Source organism: Candidatus Liberibacter americanus str. Sao Paulo (genome assembly GCF_000496595.1).
Taxonomy (GTDB): Bacteria; Pseudomonadota; Alphaproteobacteria; order Rhizobiales; family Rhizobiaceae; genus Liberibacter; species Liberibacter americanus.
Genome location: NC_022793.1, coordinates 787,836 through 807,158 on the forward strand (window position 1 = coordinate 787,836; position 19,323 = coordinate 807,158).

Genomic DNA, 19,323 nt, shown 5'->3' on the forward strand with positions numbered 1-19,323 from the left:
ACTTAATTTGTGATGTGCTCCTTGTTATATCTATTTGCTGTGCGATACACTCCCAACATACTAGAACTAGTATATAAAATAAATAGTGTGATAAAATTATAATACATGACTGCTACTTCTGATCCATGAGAATAACTAAAATCAGTAGACCAATTAAGAGGCACTATTATTGTTGTCGGTATCATCGATAATATCATTATTGCAAATAATGATGTGTGGGCTACTAAAATAAAAAAAGCCCATATATTATCCTTCTTATAAGCTTTATAAGCTACGTATAACAAAATTCCTGTGAGGTAGCTACGAAAAGCATAAATAGCCAAACACGGTAGGCATAAGCAGCCGTATGGTGCATATGGGATTCCACTGTAGCCCGCAAGACATAACATCCGTGAAAAAACATATGCAAATACAGATATGGCGATAACAGACCAAAAAGTTTTCCCTAAACTTTCTTTTCCCATCCATAAATTTTGTAAAAATTCCTTCATTAACATTTATTCTCCTAACATTTAATTTATCGATAATATGATGTACCTGAACAATCCTAAGATTGTATCAACAACCATGTTTCTCTTATTTGAGTCAACAATTTAAAGTTTAATTAGTTAAAATTATTCAGAAGGAAATGGGTTAAATCCAGTGAAAGCCTTTAGCCATCATTGTGGCTAAGCCCAAAGCAACAGCTATCAAAGCTCCAAAAGTTAATCTGAAATCCCGTTCCATTCTAGCATCAACTCTTTCAAATAAAATCTTGGGTTGCCAAATCAACTTTTTATTGTATTATCGAATATGTTAACGTATGAGATGAAAGGGTATTAATATGTTTAGGGTATTAGCTATTGCTGTTGTTAGCATGATGATGATGGGTTCTAATTTCGTTTTCGCAGCTCCTAAAAAAGACCCAAATAAGGGTAAATCCGTTGCAATGAATAAAGGGAGTGCAGAAAGGAGAGTGAGTATTAGAGAGTATAGGGAGTTAGAACGAGCTATTGATAAGCTATCAGATGAAAATAAAGCACTTGTATTACAAACTCTTAGTGATCCTAATATTCTTAATGCAGTGCAACAAAAAGCTAGGGAAGATAGTAGTAAAAAGGATGAAGGTTCTTCTTCAGAGAAAAAAGGCGATCCTAAAAAATAATATAATTAACATTGGTTGTTTATATTATTTCTAATACGGATTATTTGTTGGCAGGTGATACCGAGATGATCATTGGTAATTTTGAAGTGATAAGCTCTGTTCATTCCGAATATGTCATTTTCCCCTTTAACCTCTTGTATATATCCTCTTTTAAGTCTTCTTCGCTGTAACTCTTGTTCATGAGGAGGAGATATGAATATAGAAACTATTTGTTTGCCAAAGAGCTTTTCAAAGATCTGTAAGCCTTCCTGTGTTAGGATGGTTAAGATGTCAAATCCATTGTCTAATGTCTCAAGTATGTCGCTTTTGAGCAATCCGTATTGTTCATTTCGATAAACTGCGGTTTCAATAAATAACTGTTCTTGTTGCCATTGCTTGAATGTTTCATGAGAGATAAATTGATAATCTGCCCCTTGTTTCTCACCAATTCGAGGTTTACGAGTGGTTACACCAACAGGCATGATGAGATTTCCAGAACATTTAATAACGGCTTTAGCTAAAGTGGTTTTGCCAACGCCTGAAGCTCCTATTAACACAAATATAAATGGCATATTAATATCCTATTTTATGGATAACAGGGTGGTTATCTCCTCCGTACGAGCATGTAAGCCGATATCATGTATTGTGTAGTTATATTCATAGTTCATCATTTTGTTTCCTGTTTCAGAGCTTCTAATAACAAATCTTGTATGCTGGCTTTGGTTTGTAACCTCTTTAAAACGATTTCATCAATGGTGTTTCGGGCGATTAAATAATGGATAAAAACCGCCCGATTTAATCCCGCTTGTTTCTGTCTTGTATTGCCGATACGTTCGATGATTTGTAGGTGTTGTTCTAAGTCCCACCACAGGGAAAAAAACACTAGGATATTCCCTCCGTATTGTAGATTTAACCCGTGACCGCAGGAGGCAGGATGAGCAAGGAGTAGGGATATATCACCGTTATTCCAGTCTATAACCGTTTGCGGGTTTTGATCTAATTTTCTCGCAAAAGGAAAGGCTTTTTGTAATCTGGATAAATCACTATTAAAATGATAAGCAACTAAAATAGGAGATCCGTTCGCTTCACTTACTATAGATTCTAACATCTTGATTTTGACGTCATGCACTTCTTGCCAGTTTTTATTTTCATCAACGTAAAAAGCACCATTGGCTAATTGAAGACATTTGACGGTTTTAGAAGCTGGGTTGAAAGCCTCAATAGTTGATTCCTGAATTTCACAGAACATCTCTTTTTGAAACCTTTGATATAGTGCTAAAGCTTTTTTAGGTAACTCTATCCTGTGTACAGATTTAATCGGTTTATCAATATCCTGATAATCAGCGATATTTAACGACAAACAGCAATCGGATAATTTATCCTCTATTTCTTTCTGTGAAGTGTCATGTGCGATATGTTTAACTGCTCCTACATGTGAACCTACTTGTACACTATTAAACCAACGGGATGTAAATACCCGATAAACTCTACCTAACCTCTCACCTTTATCTAAAAACCAAAGCTGACCCCATAAATCAATTAAGCCATTAGGGGATGGTGTGCCCGTTAATTCAATAAAGCGTTCTACTTTGCTAAAAGCTACTTTGCCTAAGGCTCTGGTTTGTTTGGTTCCTTGATGGGTTCTAAAAGATTTAAGCCTTGTACTTTCGTCAACGACTATTGTTGCAAACCGCCAAGTTTTAAAATGGTATTTTATCAACCAAGGGAGATTTTCGAAATTAATTGTGTATATTTCTGCAGGAGTATTAAGAGCTTTTATACGTTGTTTTTCACTGCCGATAATAGTAGATACTCTCATATCGGAAAAAGCCGACCAGCGTTTTACTTCTTCACCCCAAACTAAAGAAGCAACCCTTAAAGGAGCGATAACAAGAGTAGGACTGGGATCGGTAATCCTAATAACAGATAACGCAAACAACACACTAGCAGTTTTGCCAGAACCCATAGATGCCCATAACGCACATCGTCTATGTGTCAATATCCAATCTACCATTTTGTTTTGATGCGGAGCTAAGTTAAGTAACATTTTAACATCTCCAAAAAACCGTCTATTTCTCCAACAGAGGTGAGAACATAAATACGTTGTCCGTAACGTTGTAATAACTCCAATTCCCGCCTTTGTGCTGTTGATAATCTGCCTTTAGCGGTTTTCATTTCCACCCAAAAAAGATATCCAGTAGGTGTGATAAGTAGTCTATCAGGACAACCATTGTGGCTTATGAACTGTATTTTACGGACAAAACAATCAAGGTTTTTAGCACCTTTAACCAATCGTTGCTCTAATACAGACTCTTTAATCATTTGCGATACCTCAAAGCCTCATAACCCTCAGCTTTGAGTGGTAAACCATTAGCCCAAAAAGGTACTTCTGCCATTAACGAACAAAGTTCGTTTGCATTATAATTAGGAATATCATGGGTTTCAGATACGATTTCATCATGTACACTTAAAACTATGTCATAACCCATCAATGAAGCATTCCACATGCCGTTAACTAAAATATCTCGACTTATAGCCTGTACAACGTTTTCTACTAACTTGCCCCCGTAAGTCTTTTCTCTAAATCCAGCTTGTATTGTACTTAAATAGCTAAGTTCACCGTTTGTATCTCGCACGTCAACATATGATAAATGCCGAGATGATGGTAGTTCTAACTGGATTGTGTTATTCGTTCTTCTAAGTTTTAATAAGTGGTTGATGCTTAATACTACGTTTCGCTCACAATTTAAAATCTCTCTAAAAGCTTTTTGCATTCTCTCCCAAAGAGATACTACGTTTGGATGCTTTTTCCTCCAAGCTCCTTTTAGTAGTTCGCAAGCCGTACCTATCAAGAAGTTATCAATGCTGTTTTTTGGGTGATTTTCTCGCATCCAAATTGCACTATTTTCAGCCTGTTCCCAATCGTCAATTGACGCTGTGGATTTAACTTGTTCCGCCATCTGTTGCAAATCCAAGCCTATGGTGGATGCCATGGATAAAAACGCTTTAGCCCCGCCTTGATAGCCTAGTGCTAACTCCATAACTTTACCAATAGAACGTTGAGACTTACTAACTGTCCCATATGGGATATTAAACGCTTTAGCATAAGCCAATTTGTAGATATCATCGCCTCGAATAAAAGCATCTAACTTCCATTGCTCACCCGCAATCCACGCTAAAACTCGGGCTTCAATACCTGATAAATCCGCAACAATAAGCTTTTTATTTGGAGATGCTATAATAGTTGAACGGATACAATCACTGGCTAATTTAATCGGGTCTTTAACAGTTCTTGAAGATATGAAATTATCTATTGCTTGCTCAATTTCTGCAGTGGAACTTTTAGGACGTGGTAAATTCTGGGGTTGAAACAATCTACCAGCCCAACGTCCAGTACGACTTGCACCGTAAAACTGCAAAGTGCCTCGTAATCTTCCGTCTGATGACACAGCATCAATTAGTGCTTGATATTTACGTGGAGCAGAACGTGATGCCTCAGACCTGTTCCTTAATACACAAATGGCACGTTGGCTTAAAGTACTATTACTTAAAACTTGTTCAATAGTACTCTCCTTCAAGTCAGCTAAAACAACTTGTTCATTTTCTGATAACCACTCAAGTAAAGAACTTACACAACGTGATGAACACACTTGATTATCAGTAAGTTTACGAGTTTCCGCATCTAGTTGTCTATTAGCCGTTTTCACATATTGATCTGCGTTATTAGCCAAAGTTAAATCTATCTGATATCCTCTATCGTTAATTATCTGATCTAAAACCCATAATGACATCTCAGAATTTATAACAGAGGGTAACCTCCTAAAAATCTCCCTACATGCCTCAACGTCTTTTAGGCAATATTCCTTGAATAACCCCCAAAAATCATCCTTTTTAACTAAGCCTAATTCACCATAACAATATCTACGAATAAGCTTCTTGCCCTCAACAGCCATTTTGCTATATTCTTCGGGCAGTTTTAGCACTTGGCATACAGCTTCTAACGACGCAGGTAACCCAGCTATACGAGAAGCAACCATCGTGCATTTCCAGCGATGAACTGGGATATCAACCTCTAAACACAACTTAAGACACACCCGTTCAAAAGAACTGTTATGAGCTACACAGCAAACAGTAGGGTCAGAAAATGCCCGCTCTAACTCAACAGGCATAATCTTATCAATAGTCAAATCCCACACTTGAACAACTTGGTTACCTATAGCATATGCCAATAGCAGAATTTCCGCTGACTCAGCATATGCATAAGTTCCCACTTTCTGAAGTTTTAAAGGACTTCGTGTCTCAATGTCTAAAAACAAATATGACATCAATCCGCCCAAGAAACATCAGCGTTTTCCGTTACCTCTTGAGGTTGAAACTCGCCTATATCAGCAGTACGTTTCCCTTGCCATGGGGTATCATCCTTGATGAATTGAATTCCACGTAAGGTATTAGTGAACCCTCTTTTTGTGTTCTCAAAGTCATAACAACCGATATTGAGAAGTGCGACAACATGACATCCTGCGTAAAATAGTCCTGTATCCTCTGTTAGCCGATAAGCGTGTTGATCTACTATAGTAGGTTGTTGGCTATTTGTTGCAGTGATATACCATTTTCCCTCGTATGCTTCCCTGTATTTATCTGGGTCATTAGAACGATCAAGCTTTGCATCGCCGTCTTTAATCAACAACGATTGACTGCGTTCAGCCTCCCTCAATACCCAAGAGTAATCACGATTGGGAAACTTGTTTTGTCCCGCTTGTCGTCTCGCATCATCTAATATCTTAAACTGCTCTTTGTCTTTCTTAGAAAACAAAATATCAGCACTATACATCGGCTCTTTCTTGAATTTTGATTCCTTAGGTTGGAATAACGAAGGATACGACAATCTACCTTTTATTTGAACCCTAACAACATTTGACATGATATACTCTCCTTATGCTACTTTATTAAACTCGGATATGTTCGCTATTTTTAAGTTTTCTGTTTCATATCTTGTTACTTGTTGCTTCCCTTCAGGCCTGATAACAAGCTGTTCAAGCTTTGATCTATCTTCATCGCTAAGATCTTCAACGCGGACTAATTTGTCCATTTCAGCAGGAGATATAAGAACATTCCTAAAAGCCTTATCGCCAAATAATCGCCCTAATAACTCCTTTGCCTCCTGTTCATCCCTATATGTTCTGTTGCCTTTCCTCCCTTCTTTCAATGTGTAATCAGGTATTGTTTCTCCCGCATTTAACGCTCTAAAAGCCTCATGCCTAACCGCTTTAATATACATTTCCACTAATGGTAATGTGTCTAAAGCTTTTGATAATTCGTAGTTGTTCAAAGGTTGATTAGTAGCAAGAACTGCAGTTCTAGCTAATGCGGGACAACGAGCTTTTGCTTTACAAAAACGACAGACTTTTTCACTCGGTTGATAAGCAGTATACGGAATAACGTTAGATTTCTTGATAGCTAATGCCTCTTGTCCGCTCTCAAAAAACAATTTTTGTCTTTTATGTAATTCATCGGGTGTTACCTCCCATGTTTTAATAGGATCTTGACCGCGAACCCTGGGTTGAACTATCGTTAAAACAACTTTTGAAGGCTCGCCACAAAAAGTACTCCAAGCGTCTAAAACCCCTAATGCATAAAGGATCAATTGTTGGTTATCTTGAGCTTCAACCGCAACGCCAGCACCATATTTTAGATCTACAATGTGCCAAACATCACCGCAGTCAATAACAACATCAACTGTTCCTTGACCGCTTGTCTCACCTGTTACTGCCTCTAATGAAAATGTCGTCTCTGTAGTTATAGAACCGTCAAAAGAACGGACGTAATCAAGGCACAATTGAACAGAACTAACCATCTCAGAATTAACCTCGAAAGTGCTATCCTCAATAACCCGCTTTTGCCCTTTAAATTCTTTTGCATCACAATTGTTTTTTAGGCATTCTTCTAAAATACTATGTGCAACAGTACCTTCTTGTGCGTAAACACTTGATGTATCAGGATATTTAGACTCCATAGCAATAGATGCCGAACAAGCTGACCAACGATGCGCAGAGGAGGGCGATAAGCATTTAATATGGACGAGAGGGATAATTAAAGAGTTTAAAACCTCTCTTTGTGTTTTAGTTGATATAGGTGATAATCGTCCTATTCAAGATGATATACCGACCAATGACTGGTCGTTTGGAGAATGGGGAGAAGAAGAGGGCTATCCTTCTTTTGTTTCTTTCCATGAGAACCGTTTAATTTTTAATGGCAATAAGCATAATAGCCAGACGGTTCATTTATCCGTTCATCAAGATTTTACCGATTTTACGCCTTTTTCTAAAGATATAGGAGCATCTGATTTAAATAGCTCTTTAAGTCTGTGTTTAAGTTCTTATACCAAACAGAATATCCAATGGGTGCTTAGTACTCAACGTGGTTTTTTTATTGGGGCTGATTCTGGTTTATGGCTTTGTAAAATGGAAGGTGTGAAAGATATTAAAGATATTTCTGTAGAATATTTAAGCGGTTTTGGTAGTGTTTCGGTTCCGCCAGTTATGGTTGAAAAAAGTTGCGTTTTCGTGCAAGATTCTGGTAGATCACTTATTAGTGTAATTTATAAGAATAGAGAAGGTTACCAATTTAATGATTTAAACATTTTAGCAGAACATATGATGTTGAGAGGAGTAAAAGAGATATCTTTTCAGCATAGTCCATATTCTATTATTTGGGTTTTAAGAACAGATGGTGAATTAGTAGGCTGTACTTTTGATCCTGAGAATGGAATATGTGCATGGCATTCGCATTCTTTAGGGGGCAAGGATTCTAAAGTTTGCTCTTTGAACAGTTTTTCTAATTTTATTAGGGGGCAAGACGAATTATGGCTTTTAGTAGAAAGAAAAGCTCCTCAAGGAGAGGTTATCCAATCATTAGAAAGATTGGGTGATTTTCAAAGGGCTAATACATATCAGGCTATTGATATGATAGATGGACTTGCAGGCATAGAACAAAATAATAGGAAAATGAGCTGATGAATAAAGTTATAATAGGAACTATAGCCTTTTTAGGTTTGGTTTTAGGAGGTTGTGGCTCTATGCAAAATAACCAAACAGAGCATAAAGAAGGAATCAACATGGCAGAAAACAAGCAGAAAACGCTTCAAGAGATAGACGCTAGAATACTATATCTTCAAAATAGAGTTCTAGATGCAGAAAAGAAGTACTTGTCTTTTGACGATTTTAGAAATTTGTTTAACAAAGCTAAAGAATCTTCTGACTTATTGCAGAAGTGTATAGATTCAGATGAATATACAGGATCTGATGTTACTACAAGATCCGCTAAATTAGAAGCGGTGCGTTTACGTATTTTGGATGCATATAATGATTTTGTTAAAGAGACGAATGATGCCGTGGTTGCAGATACTACGAAAACCGAAGCTAAATTAAAAGACACTATATCTGCTCTTGAATCTGTTCCATTTCGTGATTCTTGGGGGAATTATCCTCCGTTACGCCGATCGCTTGATCAACAGTCAGATAAAATAAAACAGGTGCGAGATGAGTCTATAGAGAAAATTTATGCTGAGATCCAAAGCTTTATTGATGATCAGGAAACAAGGCTTAAACAAGCTATAGAAGCTCGTAAACATAAAGATTTTGATATCGGGCATATACATATAGAAAATTTCTATGACAAGTTCATACATGTTCTTAATAATTTACAAAATACCCGAGATAGATGGCTCAATCTTAAAGGAAATACGAGCCTTTTATCCAGTAAATATATTGTTTTATTGAAAAAACTTAATGATTTAGCGGGAAGAGTTGACAAATTACCTGATATGGGGTCGACTGAACTTGAGTATCTAAAGAATTCTGATATTAAGGATGAGGAACTATGTAAGTTATTTACAAATTTAAATACCGAAGCTTCGGGCTTTGTTTCTGAGGCAAATAAAAAGATGGATCAAGGAGATTATGATTCTGCCCTACGTCTTTTAAGAAAGGGGCATAGGTCTAGAAAACGATCCGATAATTTTTATATGGTTATCAAAGCTCGTTATGATAGTGGCAAATCGAGCATATCTTTAGCACGGTTTAATGAAATAACAACCAAGGATAATTACATAGGCGGAGAGATAACAAAAGGATTTTCTAGGGTACGCTCTGGTACCGCCTATCCTTTCCCATCACCAGTTTTTTTGGATAGGTTAAAACTTATAGAATCTAGTCTTAAGGAAGCTAAAGTTGTAATTGACCAAGTTAGTGCTGAGATAGTTAGTTACATAAAATATCAGAAGCGTTTAGCTCCTTCTACTATAGATTCTTCCAAGCGAGAAAGCCAAGCGGTTAAGGTATCATCAGATGGTTCTATTACGCCTTATAAAGATGGAGATGTATTAAATACGGGTGATCGTATTGGCTATACCTATACGTCATTAGGGCAACTTCCAAGCATTGATACGAATGATGCATTCAACAGTTTAAGTGGGAAGCCGAGACGTATCATATCTAGTAGCGTACGGGTTTTAAACACCAGAAACCTTGAAGTTGGTACAGACTATCAAAAGATGTATCCAGTTAAGGGTCTGGAAAAAAACGCTGATTCTGGGGAATTTAGATTTTTTCCAACAGGAGGTTTTAGTCCTCAAGATGGATTATTGTTTCGGCAAAGTGGTGCTGATACTGGGGTAATAACTTCCTTCATTATCAATTTAGGAACAGGGGTGTAGCTTTATGGGCATAAGTGCGGCTGCTGGTACTGGCTCAGCAAGATTAGGAGCCATTGGTGCTGTATTAGGAGCCACAACCCCTTGGGGATTAGCCTTTATTGGGGCATCGGTTGCTATTGCAGGAATATCTGGCTGGCTCAATGCTAAACAATCCTATGCCCAAACGGAGTCAGCTATTGATACTGAGAAGGAGCGTAAGAGGCTAGCGGAAGATAACAGTAGGCTTGCTTATTTAGAAGGTCTTTCTCAAGCATCGCAAGCTCGTAAGCGACATGTGTTTCAAGCATCTCAAATGAAAATACGTATGTCATCAATGGGATTTGATCCGATGATACAAGAGTTATGGATGGGTCAAACTTTAGCTGAGATGGAGGGTGAGAGAGCCACTATTTTAAAATCAGGAGAGCAAAAATCCAAACGTTTTACAGAGGAGTCTGAGTGGCTAAAAGGCAATATAGGTAAGTTGCAGAAGGCACAAGAATGGAGTACGTGGGGTCATTTCCTAGAAACTACTGGAGATATTGTGGGTATACTTAATCAACAATCCCAATGGAAACAACAACAATCTCGATACGGCAATAAGACATCATTATGACGGATTTTACACCTTACATTTCTAATGCGACGCCCGCTACACCTTCTAAAGACCATGTCTTACAAAGACCTAGTGAGGCTGAAGGTATAAGAAATGTTTCCCATGCTTTAGCTAATACGGCTAAAGTTATAGATAACATTAACAAGAGTCAAGCGTCTTTTAAAGCATATAATGACTATATGCAAGCTTCTGAACAAGCTGAGAGAACGTTTAATGAGAAGCTACTTAATCTTCGTGGGAAAGACGAAACTGAGGTAAGACGCAATTTAGATGATATTATAAATAAAGATATTAAGCCTCTTTACGGTAAATTGTTATCAAATATTTCTCATCCTGAAGTAGGGATAAAGATTAAGACAGAGATGGATAACTCGATTAAGAATTTTAAGTTAAAGGCTAATGAATATGAGATAGGTCTTCGGATGCAAAGGGCGAAAGATGCTTTGACAGAGATTAGACTATCTGCTTCTAACTCTATTCGTTTAAATGGATCTGACGATAATTTTAAAGATAAAAAGGAGATTTTAACTAAATCATATAATGAAGCTCCTTTGGATATTAAGACTAAGGAGAACCTTTCACAAAAAGGGATCACTGAGTTGGCGAACGCTCAAGCTGATTGGCATGTATATAATAATCCTAATGTTTATATTCCTTTTTTAACTTCTAGTCAGAAGCATCCAGAAAAGTCTGTTGCGAATGATCCTAATGCAAGCATTGCGGATATTATAGATAACACCCCTTTTGAAGTGGATAAAGTACTTAATTCGTCAGGTGATTACATTCCTTTTGAGGGTTGGCGATATCTTAGCACGGAGAAGAGGCTTTCTATTTTGCATACCGTTGCTAATTCAAGCACTCAAGGTAGACAAGAGAAGAAATCACGACTTGGGGCACAGATTAAAAACATTATTTCGTTTTTAGACCGTGGCTACCTTCCTGCTCAACTAGATGATCCTGAGATGTCGGAAGATAATATCAAGAAGGTGTATGGGGAAAGCGACGGAGCGGGGATTTATTCGCGACTACGCTATAAAGTTAGCTTAGTTGGTAAATTTGGTTCTCTTTCTATTGCTCCTGAGGGTGAATGGCAAGAAGAGTTAAAGAAGTTTGAACCAACACCCCAAGACTTAACAGGGGCGGAATATAGAAACAATGAGTATAGCAAATTTAAACATTCTTTAGTGAAGAATGCCAAGGATAGGAAAGAAGATCCTATCAAATGGGCTAAAGAAAAAGGATTAACTGGTGATTTACCTGATGATCCATCTCATTGGGGGGATTTTTTCGTTAGTCGTAAAGAACTCTCTAATACGATGGAGAAGATGTATAGGGTTAAAAGCCCGATTATTTCCAAGGAAGAAGGACGCAAACTAACCGCATATCTGGATAAATTAGAATCGGCTGACGTTACAAAACATTTGCAAGCTTATTCTGAATATATAGGGGGATTAAAAAACCCAACTTGGATTGAGACGATGAAGAATCTAGAACACCCTATTTTAGGTGAAGTTGGGTTGCTGTTAAGTGCAGATCCTTTGGAAGCTCAGGATATCATAAGAGGTTATAAAGATAAATCCCGTAATAGAGGGGAGAATATAAAAGATGCTATAAATGAAGGTATTACTCCATGGATTGAAAGAAAGTTTCGATCTAAATATGGGAATTCTTTTGCGACTCTAGATGATGGAGGCGATGCGGAATTTGCTAGAGTACTTAAGTTGACAGAATATCATATGAGAGGACAGCTTTTACGATCTAAAGAGTTTTCTTTCGATGAAGCCCCCAAAAAAACTTGGGGGGACACATTTCTCTTTCGAGAAGCATCCAAATTTGATGGGAATTTGGAACATTCTTTTAAATTTGTTGTAGGCAACCTACCTGTGAAGGTGAATGAGAGCTCTTATCTTATTCCTCCTCGCGGTATGGATTCTACAAGGTTTACAGACGTTTTTGATAAAAAGTCAAAAGAAGCTCTTACCAATGCTGGACATTCGGGAGATTTGGATGTCGGGTATGAAAATTGGGAGGAGACCATTGAAGGTGATAGAAAATACGCAGTTAAATTTGGAAGAGACTACGTACTTGATCCTAAGACTAAGAAGCCATTAATTATAACCATTAGGGATGCTGAATGATTATCACTGATGAAGAATTGGAGAAGCGAAAGCAGTCTGTTATGCGGTCTGGGAGGGTGCGTGATCTCCCCGAGAAACAGCCCTATAGTTTATGGACGGACATAGCGAGTACTATTCCAGAATTTGCTAAGGGGGTAGTAGAAGGCGAGGTGGATCTTGTTACTACTCTTCCTACGTTTGCAGGTTACTATAATCCGCAAAAGCATTATAACAAGAGACTTTGGTATTCTGTAGATAAAGAAGCTGGTATTTTAAGTGGTGTTTCTCATAGTGTTGGTCATTTTTTAAGTTCTTTTGGTACAGGATTTATATCTTCTGGGTTTAATCCAGCTGTTGGGGTGGCGACTGCCAGTGTTGCATCTGGAACAAGGACAGTTAAAGAATTAAGAGATGAAGGGGTTGACCTTAACACGGCTAGAACGGGGGGTGCTGTCAGCGCGGGTGCTACTTATGTAGGAGGTCAATTTGCTGGGGTATATGGCAAATCACTGGTAACAAAAGCTGTAACTGGTGGTGTAACCAATGTTGCTTTTGGCTTAGGGGAGAGGCAAACCATTGGGAAACGTTTAGAGGAAAAAGGTTATCCAGAGTTAGCTAAACAGTACTCTCAGTTAGAAGCAACTCAGATTGGAGCGGAACTTATTATAGGTGGTTTTTTGGGTGGATTACATGGCAAAAAAGGTCATTTTGGCTCGGATATAAAGCCTCACGAAGTTGATATAGCCCAAGTAGTTAAAAATGATATTGACGATATACTTACTTCTTCTCAAGGCATTCCGACCACGCATCAATCATCTGAGATACACGCAAGTACATTAGAACAAGCCATTGAGTCCATGGGAAGAGGGGAAGATATAACAGTTGATCCTGTTCAGATGGACTTGATGGCTAAAGAGATGATTAGCAAGCCTGAACTTAAGTTAAGTCCTGAACTGAATAATCTTTTGAAGCAAGGCGAGGAATTATCTCCTAAACAAAAGGAAGTTCGAACGCCGATTGAACACGACCCTTTATCTCCTCGAGTACCTGAGTATGAACGGCGTTTGATGGAATTAGAACAGACTTTTGCTCATGAGCCAGAGATTAAAGAAAAGATTACAAGAGATATTGAGCTGTCTAAGAAAGATGTTTTCAAGGCGGCACTTAACTGTTTATTTGGGGTTTAACGGATGAAGGAAGAATGTATTACGGCGGTTAGGAAAGCGGCGGGGGAACTCAAACTAAGCGATGCTGATATAGAACATATTGAATTTCATATTAGGGAAGCATGGGAGTTTGAGGGTTCGAAATATGCGGATTTTTCTAATTTGTCGTTAGATCAGCAAATTAACAGAGTAGGCAATCGGGCTAAACAGTCTTTTTTCTCTGATTCTTCTCGTCTTAAGCCTTATGAGCTTTTAGCTGGGTTACAAGAGGGTAAAGACTTACAAACATATCATTTAAAATCCCAAATTGCCCATCAGTCTTTTGGCGGGGGTTCTGTGGAGGCATCGATCGGTCAATATAAAAGAGTAATTAACGACAAATTTGCAGAATACCGCACTTATGGATCTAAATTTGCGGGTTTTGTCAATGATCCTAAAGCCAATAGGGAACTTATGCTAGCACTTCGTGGGGATAAGAATGTTCGTCCTGAGGCAGTTAAACTGGCAAAAACGTTTCATGATAATATGGATTATCTTGTTAAAGAGGCGGAAGTCGCGGGTATAAAGTTTCATCCTTTGGAGAATTATACCCCTCAACCGATGGATTTTAGGAAGATATCTACAGTGACTAAAGAGGAATTTGTTGAAAGGACGATACCTCGCCTAGATCTTGTCGAGTATCAAAGGCGGGGTATTAAGGATGCGGAATCCTTGCGTTCTTTTGTTGGAGATGTTTACGAGACTTTAGCATCAGAAGGTAGGAACAAGGTAATTGCGGGTTCATCTAGAAGCATTAGACACGGGGGATTTATTGGAGGACGCCTACGTCAGCCCCGTCAACTTCATTATACCCCAGAGGGTTTAGCTAGTGCTATGGAAGAATTTGGCTCAGAAGTAACTATTGACGGAATGATGGGTAGTTCCTTTAACAATCTTATTCGTGATATTGCTGTTGCAAGGGAGTTTGGAGCGAATGCTTCTGAGAATTTTGAATTTGTCTTAGCAAGCACTTATGAGAGAGACAGGAAAAGCATTACAGAACGTCATAAGGCGGATGATCAGGCAAGGGATAAAGCGTTAAAAAGATTAGAACGAGAGGGGAAAGATGCAAAAGACGCTTTTGACCGTTTAACCCGAGGTAAAGAGCCCTCTACTATAACGGATCAAATTACTGATTTAGAGCTGGCATGGCAAGTAGTAGTGAAGTTTGGTACTCAGGTCTTGTATGTCTCAGTGGATGCTGTCAATTCCATTGTACATGCTTCGAAACGGGTAGGTACATCATGGAAGCAAACTGTGAGTGATACATGGTCTGCATCGCCGATAGCAAGGCTCACTGCTAAAGAGAAACGTGAGTTTATCAATCATATTGCCGTTGGCATTGATCATGCTAGGACGGGTTTATCGCATGATTTAGAGACAAACAGCCGATCTTTTGTGGGAAAAATGGCACAAAAAGCCCTAGATTGGCAGGGTTTGACCGCGATGGATAACATGATAGTTAGGGGTTTATCAGCCTCTCTTCAAAACTATGTCGGTAAACTTACTCGTAACTTTAAAGATATGACGTCATTAAAGAAGAAAATAGGCGAACAGTCTTTTTACGCTATAGTTGAAACACACAGATTTTCCGAGCGTGATTTGAAGCTTTTATCTTTAGCTGAACCTGAAAGCTTTAACGGTAAAGGGACGTATTTAACTGATAAAAACATTTATAATATCGCTGATGAACACTTAACGCCGTTTTTAAAAACAGGCGAAAATGCGTATACGGTTAAAAGCAATTTAGCGAATAAATATAGAACGCTTATTTGGTCAACGGTTCAAGACCATGCTAGGGGTTCTGTTGGTGCTACTTTGCAAGATACTAAGTTGATAGCTGGTAAAGGTCTGGGCGGGAACGTATTGAGACTGATGTCTCAATTTATGGTTATGCCTATTTCTTTTGTAAGGACACATTTACTAGAAGCTAATCGAGGATTTAAGGATGGTGTAGGAGCTAATGTATATAGGGCACAAGTTGCTGTGCTTTCTCTTGTAACAGAAGAGCTTATAAGGAATGTTCTCATACCTCTTATTTATGGGAAAGAGCCAAGATTTGATATAACAGATCCTCTAGATTATGCAAAAGCTGTCTTAAACGCAGTTACACATTTTGATAAATATACTCCATTAGGAGGCAAAAGTGCTGGTGATACGGCATTGAACGTATTAGGCTCTGCTCCCGCAAGTACTCTCAGACTCGCATCAAGTGTTTACGATGCCATTAAGGAGGATAAACCTTCAAAACAACCAAAGGCTAATGCGAAAATGGCGAATGAACTCCTAAACTATTTTATTCCTTATCAAAATCTTTGGTATGTTAAAGGGGCATTTGATCATTATATCAGAAATTCTTTAGCAGATATAATTAATCCAGGCGGGAGAGAAAGAGCGGAACTTTATAGGAAAAAGCAAAACGAAAGAGAAAAAAGGTATAGATAATGATACAGAATTTTGAACAAAACAAATCAGTTTCCTATTGCCTTTTATCTTCCGATGCTGATTTTATAATTCCGTGGGGGGTTAAAGACCCTTTGTTTATTCATGCGGAAATCACCGCTGATGAAGGTGTTATGCACGAGTTAGCTCCTGAGGCAGATTTTGAGGTAGATACTGAGGATGGTGTATTAAAGTTAATTTCTAATAACTATGCCTCTTCCAATTCTGTGCTAACAATTTTTGAAGGAAAGCGTCAAAAACTAAAAGTATATGATAGAGATGACAAAAAATCCCCGCATTCTTTGGTAAGAGAATCAGACCTAGATCCCATCCATTCTCGATTAGATATAGTTGATGCATTACACGTAAAAACCGAAGATATCGCACAGAAAATAGAAACTGTTGAATCAGGTATTAAAGATAAATTACAAGAAAAAGGAGAAAAACTCCAATCCTTAGCTACTAAGACAGATAAAATAGAACAAAAAATAGAAGCAAAAGAAGAGAAGATCCAATCTTTAACCGCTAAGACAGATGAAACAGCACAGCAGGTACAATCCTTATCAGCATATACCGAAGGATTTTGTAAGAAAGTTGATCAAATTGACCTTTCTAAGATAGAGGGATTAGATCCTAAAACCCGTGAGTATCTTAAAGGGATACAAAGTCAGTTAAATAGGCATAATCTCTCCTTACGATATGATGATAGTTGTAATATTAATCCCGCAATAGATTTTAATAATGGTGCAGGCAAACTAGCAGCTCAAATATATATGGACTTAGACAGCAAGTTTCAAGCCTTAGCTATAGGAGCAGTGGGTGACGATAAAGTTTATAGAGCTTATATCAAACTTTATAAAGATAAAGATGTCTATATTAATGGTCAGAAGTTTATAGGAGGTTCTGACCCCAGTATTTTTGATGAAATAACACGTAGATTAATGCCTACTTTTCTTGGTCTTCTTAACGGTCGTACGGGGGTAAAATGTGCAGTTTTAAAACCAGGGCTTGAATATAAGCTTTGGAGCACTATTAGTGGTGATTTTATTGACTATTGGGAAACTCCTAGTGAGAATAGTAGCGGTTATCTGAGCACTGCGGCTAGCCTTAGTCTAAGTATTAGCGACGAGGACAAAGCCAAGACGTGGCGTATTATAGGAAGGACTCGTAGTAATTACTTCGACAGATGGTATTGGCTACAAGAGGTTATAGATCCTGAAAGCACCGTTGCTATAAAAACTGTTAGTACATCTACATTAAAAGACAATTTTGTTGATTTACAAACGATGCAAAGTCGTATGAACAATTTAGTTGATACTACAACATTGGATACCCGCTTACAGACATTGGATAATAAATTACAAGCGGTAGAAAAGTCTATAAGTGCTACTGTATCAGGCAATATAATTACTTTAAAACAAGAGTTAGAAGCTATGGAGAAGAAGTTTAAAGAGTTAGAGCCATTAAAAGAGTATTTTAGCCCCACTGGTAATTTGGTTTTAAAACAGAAAGCCGAAGCACATACCCCATCCATTACTTTTAAGGACATGCAGGGTAAAGACACCCATTACGTTTTCTCTCGTGGGGATAAACTTAACATTGTTGTAGCTGGACAAGATGGAGATCTTGGTAATCGTATTTCTATTTCTCCAAGGGATATTAAGTTTAACGATCATACAATAGATGAGATCATCAAGGAATCGTTGAAGCATCGTACTGGTGTTTTTGGAGCTGAATTGAAAGGGGGCAAGACCTACAGGCTTTGGGATCTAGTTTCTGGATCGGAGATTGTTGCTTGGAAATATCCATGTGAAGATTCCAGCGGATATAAACATGGTGGAAGCAATGCGTTAATGCCTAGTGCTGAAAACAAAGCCAAGACATGGCGTGTATTCGGGATATCTGAATGGGATCATCACGGCAATAAGACTTATTGGTTACAGGAAGAAATAACAAATGGCTAGAAGAAAAGAATTTGTTACATTAGAAAAGTTCTCAGATTTTGAAGCTTCTGTAGTTAAAAATCAAAAAGACATATCTAAACAATACGTCACTAGAAAAGAATTTTTAAGTCTTCAATCTTCCATATCTAAACAGCAAGAGGGTATAGAAGAGATATTGCGTATTCTTAATACGACAAAGGGTATATTTTCTTCTCTTAAAGTTATCGGTATAATAGCTAGTTCCATAACTGCTGTAATATGTTTTTTTAAAAGCATTAAAGGGTGGTTTAAGGCATGATATCATCGTTTTTAGCAGGAGGTATATTTAGGTTTTTACTTCGATTTGTTCCCTCAAGTTTTGAGAAGATAGTAGATGTTGTATCGGAATATATGATGCAGAAACAGTCTATAGAATATGACAAGATGAAGTTAGAATTAGCCCAAATAAACAGTTCTACTCAAATAGATCTTGCGGAGATTAAATACGGCATTGAAGAGTTAAAAGCAGATAAACCTATAAGACTAGCTCGTATTAAAACTCAACAAGCCAAAAGTGGCATTAGGTGGATTGATGGTTTTAACGCTTTAGTCCGCCCGTTAACAACGCTTTTTTGGATTATAGTTTATCCTTTATTGGTTTGGTGGAGTGTTAAAGAGGGCATATTTGATAAAAGCCCCCTTTCGGTTTTAACCGCTTTTGAACAAGAAATTATCGCCTGCATCTTAGGCTTTTGGTATACTGATAAAATAGTCCAGAAGAGGCGGGGTTAGCAGATACTAACCCACGCACCGATATTATTAATTATAGGGCGAAGAACGATAATAGTCATTAACATAAGTTCCGTTTGCCTTGTAATAACCATTGACGTGCACGTTTTTATAACGTCCGCTTTTACTGTATCCATAGCTATAATAAGTTTTAGATGCGAAAGTAGGATATCCTGCAAACAATAACCAAGAACATAACCCTAACGATAATATGCGTTTCATAAGCCATCTCCCAATACAATAAATTCAACATAAGATTGCATCAATAAACACAACTAACTTATTTGAGTCAACAATTTAAAGTTTAATTAGTTAAAATTATTCAGAAGAGGGTGGGTTAAATCCAGTGGAAGCCTTTAGCCATCATTGTGGCTAAACCCAAAGCAACAGCTATCAAAGCTCCAAAAGTCAATCTAA

General features: G+C 37.8%; 19 protein-coding genes. 11 read left to right on the top strand and 8 right to left on the bottom strand.

Annotation, left to right across the window (positions count from 1 at the left end; genetic code table 11):
* Positions 1–2 precede the first annotated feature (2 nt).
* Positions 3–491, bottom strand: coding sequence for a hypothetical protein (locus LAM_RS03350; protein ID WP_144079409.1), 489 nt, complete (start codon positions 489–491; stop codon positions 3–5).
* 332 nt (positions 492–823) lie between these two features.
* Between LAM_RS03350 and LAM_RS03355 the strand changes: the two genes are divergently transcribed.
* Positions 824–1,144 (top strand): hypothetical protein, encoded by a 321-nt coding sequence (locus LAM_RS03355; RefSeq protein ID WP_023466330.1) that lies wholly within the window; start codon positions 824–826, stop codon positions 1,142–1,144.
* Positions 1,145–1,149: 5 nt separating this feature from the next.
* Here LAM_RS03355 and LAM_RS03360 read toward each other — a convergent pair whose 3' ends face one another.
* Entirely contained in the window at positions 1,150–1,674 is a 525-nt protein-coding gene (locus LAM_RS03360; RefSeq protein ID WP_244432431.1) for a nucleoside/nucleotide kinase family protein, read from the bottom strand.
* Between LAM_RS03360 and LAM_RS05540 the strand changes: the two genes are divergently transcribed.
* Positions 1,586–1,774 carry a hypothetical protein gene (locus LAM_RS05540; protein ID WP_244432433.1) on the top strand — a complete coding sequence of 63 codons (189 nt, stop codon included), beginning with the start codon at positions 1,586–1,588 and terminating at the stop codon, positions 1,772–1,774. The two genes, LAM_RS03360 and LAM_RS05540, sit on opposite strands and share 89 nt — an antisense overlap.
* Positions 1,775–1,790: 16 nt before the next feature.
* Here LAM_RS05540 and LAM_RS03365 read toward each other — a convergent pair whose 3' ends face one another.
* Genes LAM_RS03365 through LAM_RS03385 form a run of 5 tightly spaced genes read right to left on the bottom strand, consistent with a single transcriptional unit; the run spans position 1,791 to position 7,271 of the window.
* Positions 1,791–3,170, bottom strand: coding sequence for a DEAD/DEAH box helicase (locus LAM_RS03365; protein ID WP_007557617.1), 1,380 nt, complete (start codon positions 3,168–3,170; stop codon positions 1,791–1,793).
* Positions 3,155–3,445 (bottom strand): VRR-NUC domain-containing protein, encoded by a 291-nt coding sequence (locus LAM_RS03370; RefSeq protein WP_007557618.1) that lies wholly within the window; start codon positions 3,443–3,445, stop codon positions 3,155–3,157. The genes LAM_RS03365 and LAM_RS03370 overlap by 16 nt, the downstream gene beginning before the upstream one ends.
* Positions 3,442–5,448 (bottom strand): DNA polymerase, encoded by a 2,007-nt coding sequence (locus LAM_RS03375; protein ID WP_007557619.1) that lies wholly within the window; start codon positions 5,446–5,448, stop codon positions 3,442–3,444. Before LAM_RS03375 ends, LAM_RS03370 begins: the two co-directional genes overlap by 4 nt.
* A complete protein-coding gene (locus LAM_RS03380; RefSeq protein ID WP_007557620.1) occupies positions 5,448–6,044 on the bottom strand; it encodes an ssDNA-binding protein in 597 nt (198 codons plus the stop codon). The genes LAM_RS03375 and LAM_RS03380 overlap by 1 nt, the downstream gene beginning before the upstream one ends.
* A gap of 12 nt (positions 6,045–6,056) precedes the next feature.
* Positions 6,057–7,271, bottom strand: a complete 1,215-nt coding sequence (locus LAM_RS03385) for a DUF2800 domain-containing protein (protein WP_081700966.1) — start codon at positions 7,269–7,271, stop codon at positions 6,057–6,059.
* 253 nt (positions 7,272–7,524) lie between these two features.
* On the opposite strand from LAM_RS03385, the gene LAM_RS05175 reads away from it, so the two are divergent.
* From LAM_RS05175 to LAM_RS03430, 9 genes are read left to right on the top strand one after another with little or no spacing between them, the layout of a single operon-like run.
* Entirely contained in the window at positions 7,525–8,136 is a 612-nt protein-coding gene (locus LAM_RS05175) for a phage tail protein (RefSeq protein WP_051353859.1), read from the top strand.
* The gene (locus LAM_RS03395) at positions 8,136–9,836 is read left to right on the top strand and encodes a hypothetical protein (protein WP_007557553.1); all 1,701 of its coding nucleotides are present in this window, start codon (positions 8,136–8,138) and stop codon (positions 9,834–9,836) included. Before LAM_RS05175 ends, LAM_RS03395 begins: the two co-directional genes overlap by 1 nt.
* 4 nt (positions 9,837–9,840) lie before the next feature.
* Entirely contained in the window at positions 9,841–10,431 is a 591-nt protein-coding gene (locus LAM_RS05180) for a hypothetical protein (protein WP_007557554.1), read from the top strand.
* Positions 10,428–12,569, top strand: a complete 2,142-nt coding sequence (locus LAM_RS03405; RefSeq protein WP_007557555.1) for a hypothetical protein — start codon at positions 10,428–10,430, stop codon at positions 12,567–12,569. Before LAM_RS05180 ends, LAM_RS03405 begins: the two co-directional genes overlap by 4 nt.
* The gene (locus tag LAM_RS03410; protein WP_007557556.1) at positions 12,566–13,735 is read left to right on the top strand and encodes a hypothetical protein; all 1,170 of its coding nucleotides are present in this window, start codon (positions 12,566–12,568) and stop codon (positions 13,733–13,735) included. The genes LAM_RS03405 and LAM_RS03410 overlap by 4 nt, the downstream gene beginning before the upstream one ends.
* A gap of 3 nt (positions 13,736–13,738) precedes the next feature.
* Positions 13,739–16,198, top strand: a complete 2,460-nt coding sequence (locus LAM_RS03415; RefSeq protein WP_007557557.1) for a hypothetical protein — start codon at positions 13,739–13,741, stop codon at positions 16,196–16,198.
* A complete protein-coding gene (locus LAM_RS05400; RefSeq protein ID WP_007557559.1) occupies positions 16,198–18,159 on the top strand; it encodes a hypothetical protein in 1,962 nt (653 codons plus the stop codon). The genes LAM_RS03415 and LAM_RS05400 overlap by 1 nt, the downstream gene beginning before the upstream one ends.
* A complete protein-coding gene (locus LAM_RS03425; RefSeq protein ID WP_023466334.1) occupies positions 18,152–18,436 on the top strand; it encodes a hypothetical protein in 285 nt (94 codons plus the stop codon). Before LAM_RS05400 ends, LAM_RS03425 begins: the two co-directional genes overlap by 8 nt.
* Complete coding sequence (locus LAM_RS03430) at positions 18,433–18,909, top strand: hypothetical protein (RefSeq protein WP_023466335.1); 477 nt, start codon at positions 18,433–18,435, stop codon at positions 18,907–18,909. Before LAM_RS03425 ends, LAM_RS03430 begins: the two co-directional genes overlap by 4 nt.
* Before the next feature lie 27 nt (positions 18,910–18,936).
* Here LAM_RS03430 and LAM_RS03435 read toward each other — a convergent pair whose 3' ends face one another.
* A complete protein-coding gene (locus LAM_RS03435; RefSeq protein ID WP_023466336.1) occupies positions 18,937–19,128 on the bottom strand; it encodes a hypothetical protein in 192 nt (63 codons plus the stop codon).
* Positions 19,129–19,323: the final 195 nt, after the last annotated feature.

Coding starts and splice junctions, on each gene's coding strand:
- LAM_RS03355 (WP_023466330.1), top strand. CDS start 824: ATGTTTAGGGTATTAGCTATTGCTGTTGTTAGCATGATGATGATGGGT.
- LAM_RS03380 (WP_007557620.1), bottom strand. CDS start 6,044: ATGTCAAATGTTGTTAGGGTTCAAATAAAAGGTAGATTGTCGTATCCT.
- LAM_RS03395 (WP_007557553.1), top strand. CDS start 8,136: ATGAATAAAGTTATAATAGGAACTATAGCCTTTTTAGGTTTGGTTTTA.
- LAM_RS03405 (WP_007557555.1), top strand. CDS start 10,428: ATGACGGATTTTACACCTTACATTTCTAATGCGACGCCCGCTACACCT.
- LAM_RS03430 (WP_023466335.1), top strand. CDS start 18,433: ATGATATCATCGTTTTTAGCAGGAGGTATATTTAGGTTTTTACTTCGA.
- LAM_RS03350 (WP_144079409.1), bottom strand. CDS start 491: ATGAAGGAATTTTTACAAAATTTATGGATGGGAAAAGAAAGTTTAGGG.
- LAM_RS03435 (WP_023466336.1), bottom strand. CDS start 19,128: ATGAAACGCATATTATCGTTAGGGTTATGTTCTTGGTTATTGTTTGCA.
- LAM_RS03410 (WP_007557556.1), top strand. CDS start 12,566: ATGATTATCACTGATGAAGAATTGGAGAAGCGAAAGCAGTCTGTTATG.
- LAM_RS03375 (WP_007557619.1), bottom strand. CDS start 5,448: ATGTCATATTTGTTTTTAGACATTGAGACACGAAGTCCTTTAAAACTT.
- LAM_RS05400 (WP_007557559.1), top strand. CDS start 16,198: ATGATACAGAATTTTGAACAAAACAAATCAGTTTCCTATTGCCTTTTA.
- LAM_RS03425 (WP_023466334.1), top strand. CDS start 18,152: ATGGCTAGAAGAAAAGAATTTGTTACATTAGAAAAGTTCTCAGATTTT.
- LAM_RS03370 (WP_007557618.1), bottom strand. CDS start 3,445: ATGATTAAAGAGTCTGTATTAGAGCAACGATTGGTTAAAGGTGCTAAA.
- LAM_RS03415 (WP_007557557.1), top strand. CDS start 13,739: ATGAAGGAAGAATGTATTACGGCGGTTAGGAAAGCGGCGGGGGAACTC.
- LAM_RS03365 (WP_007557617.1), bottom strand. CDS start 3,170: ATGTTACTTAACTTAGCTCCGCATCAAAACAAAATGGTAGATTGGATA.
- LAM_RS05180 (WP_007557554.1), top strand. CDS start 9,841: ATGGGCATAAGTGCGGCTGCTGGTACTGGCTCAGCAAGATTAGGAGCC.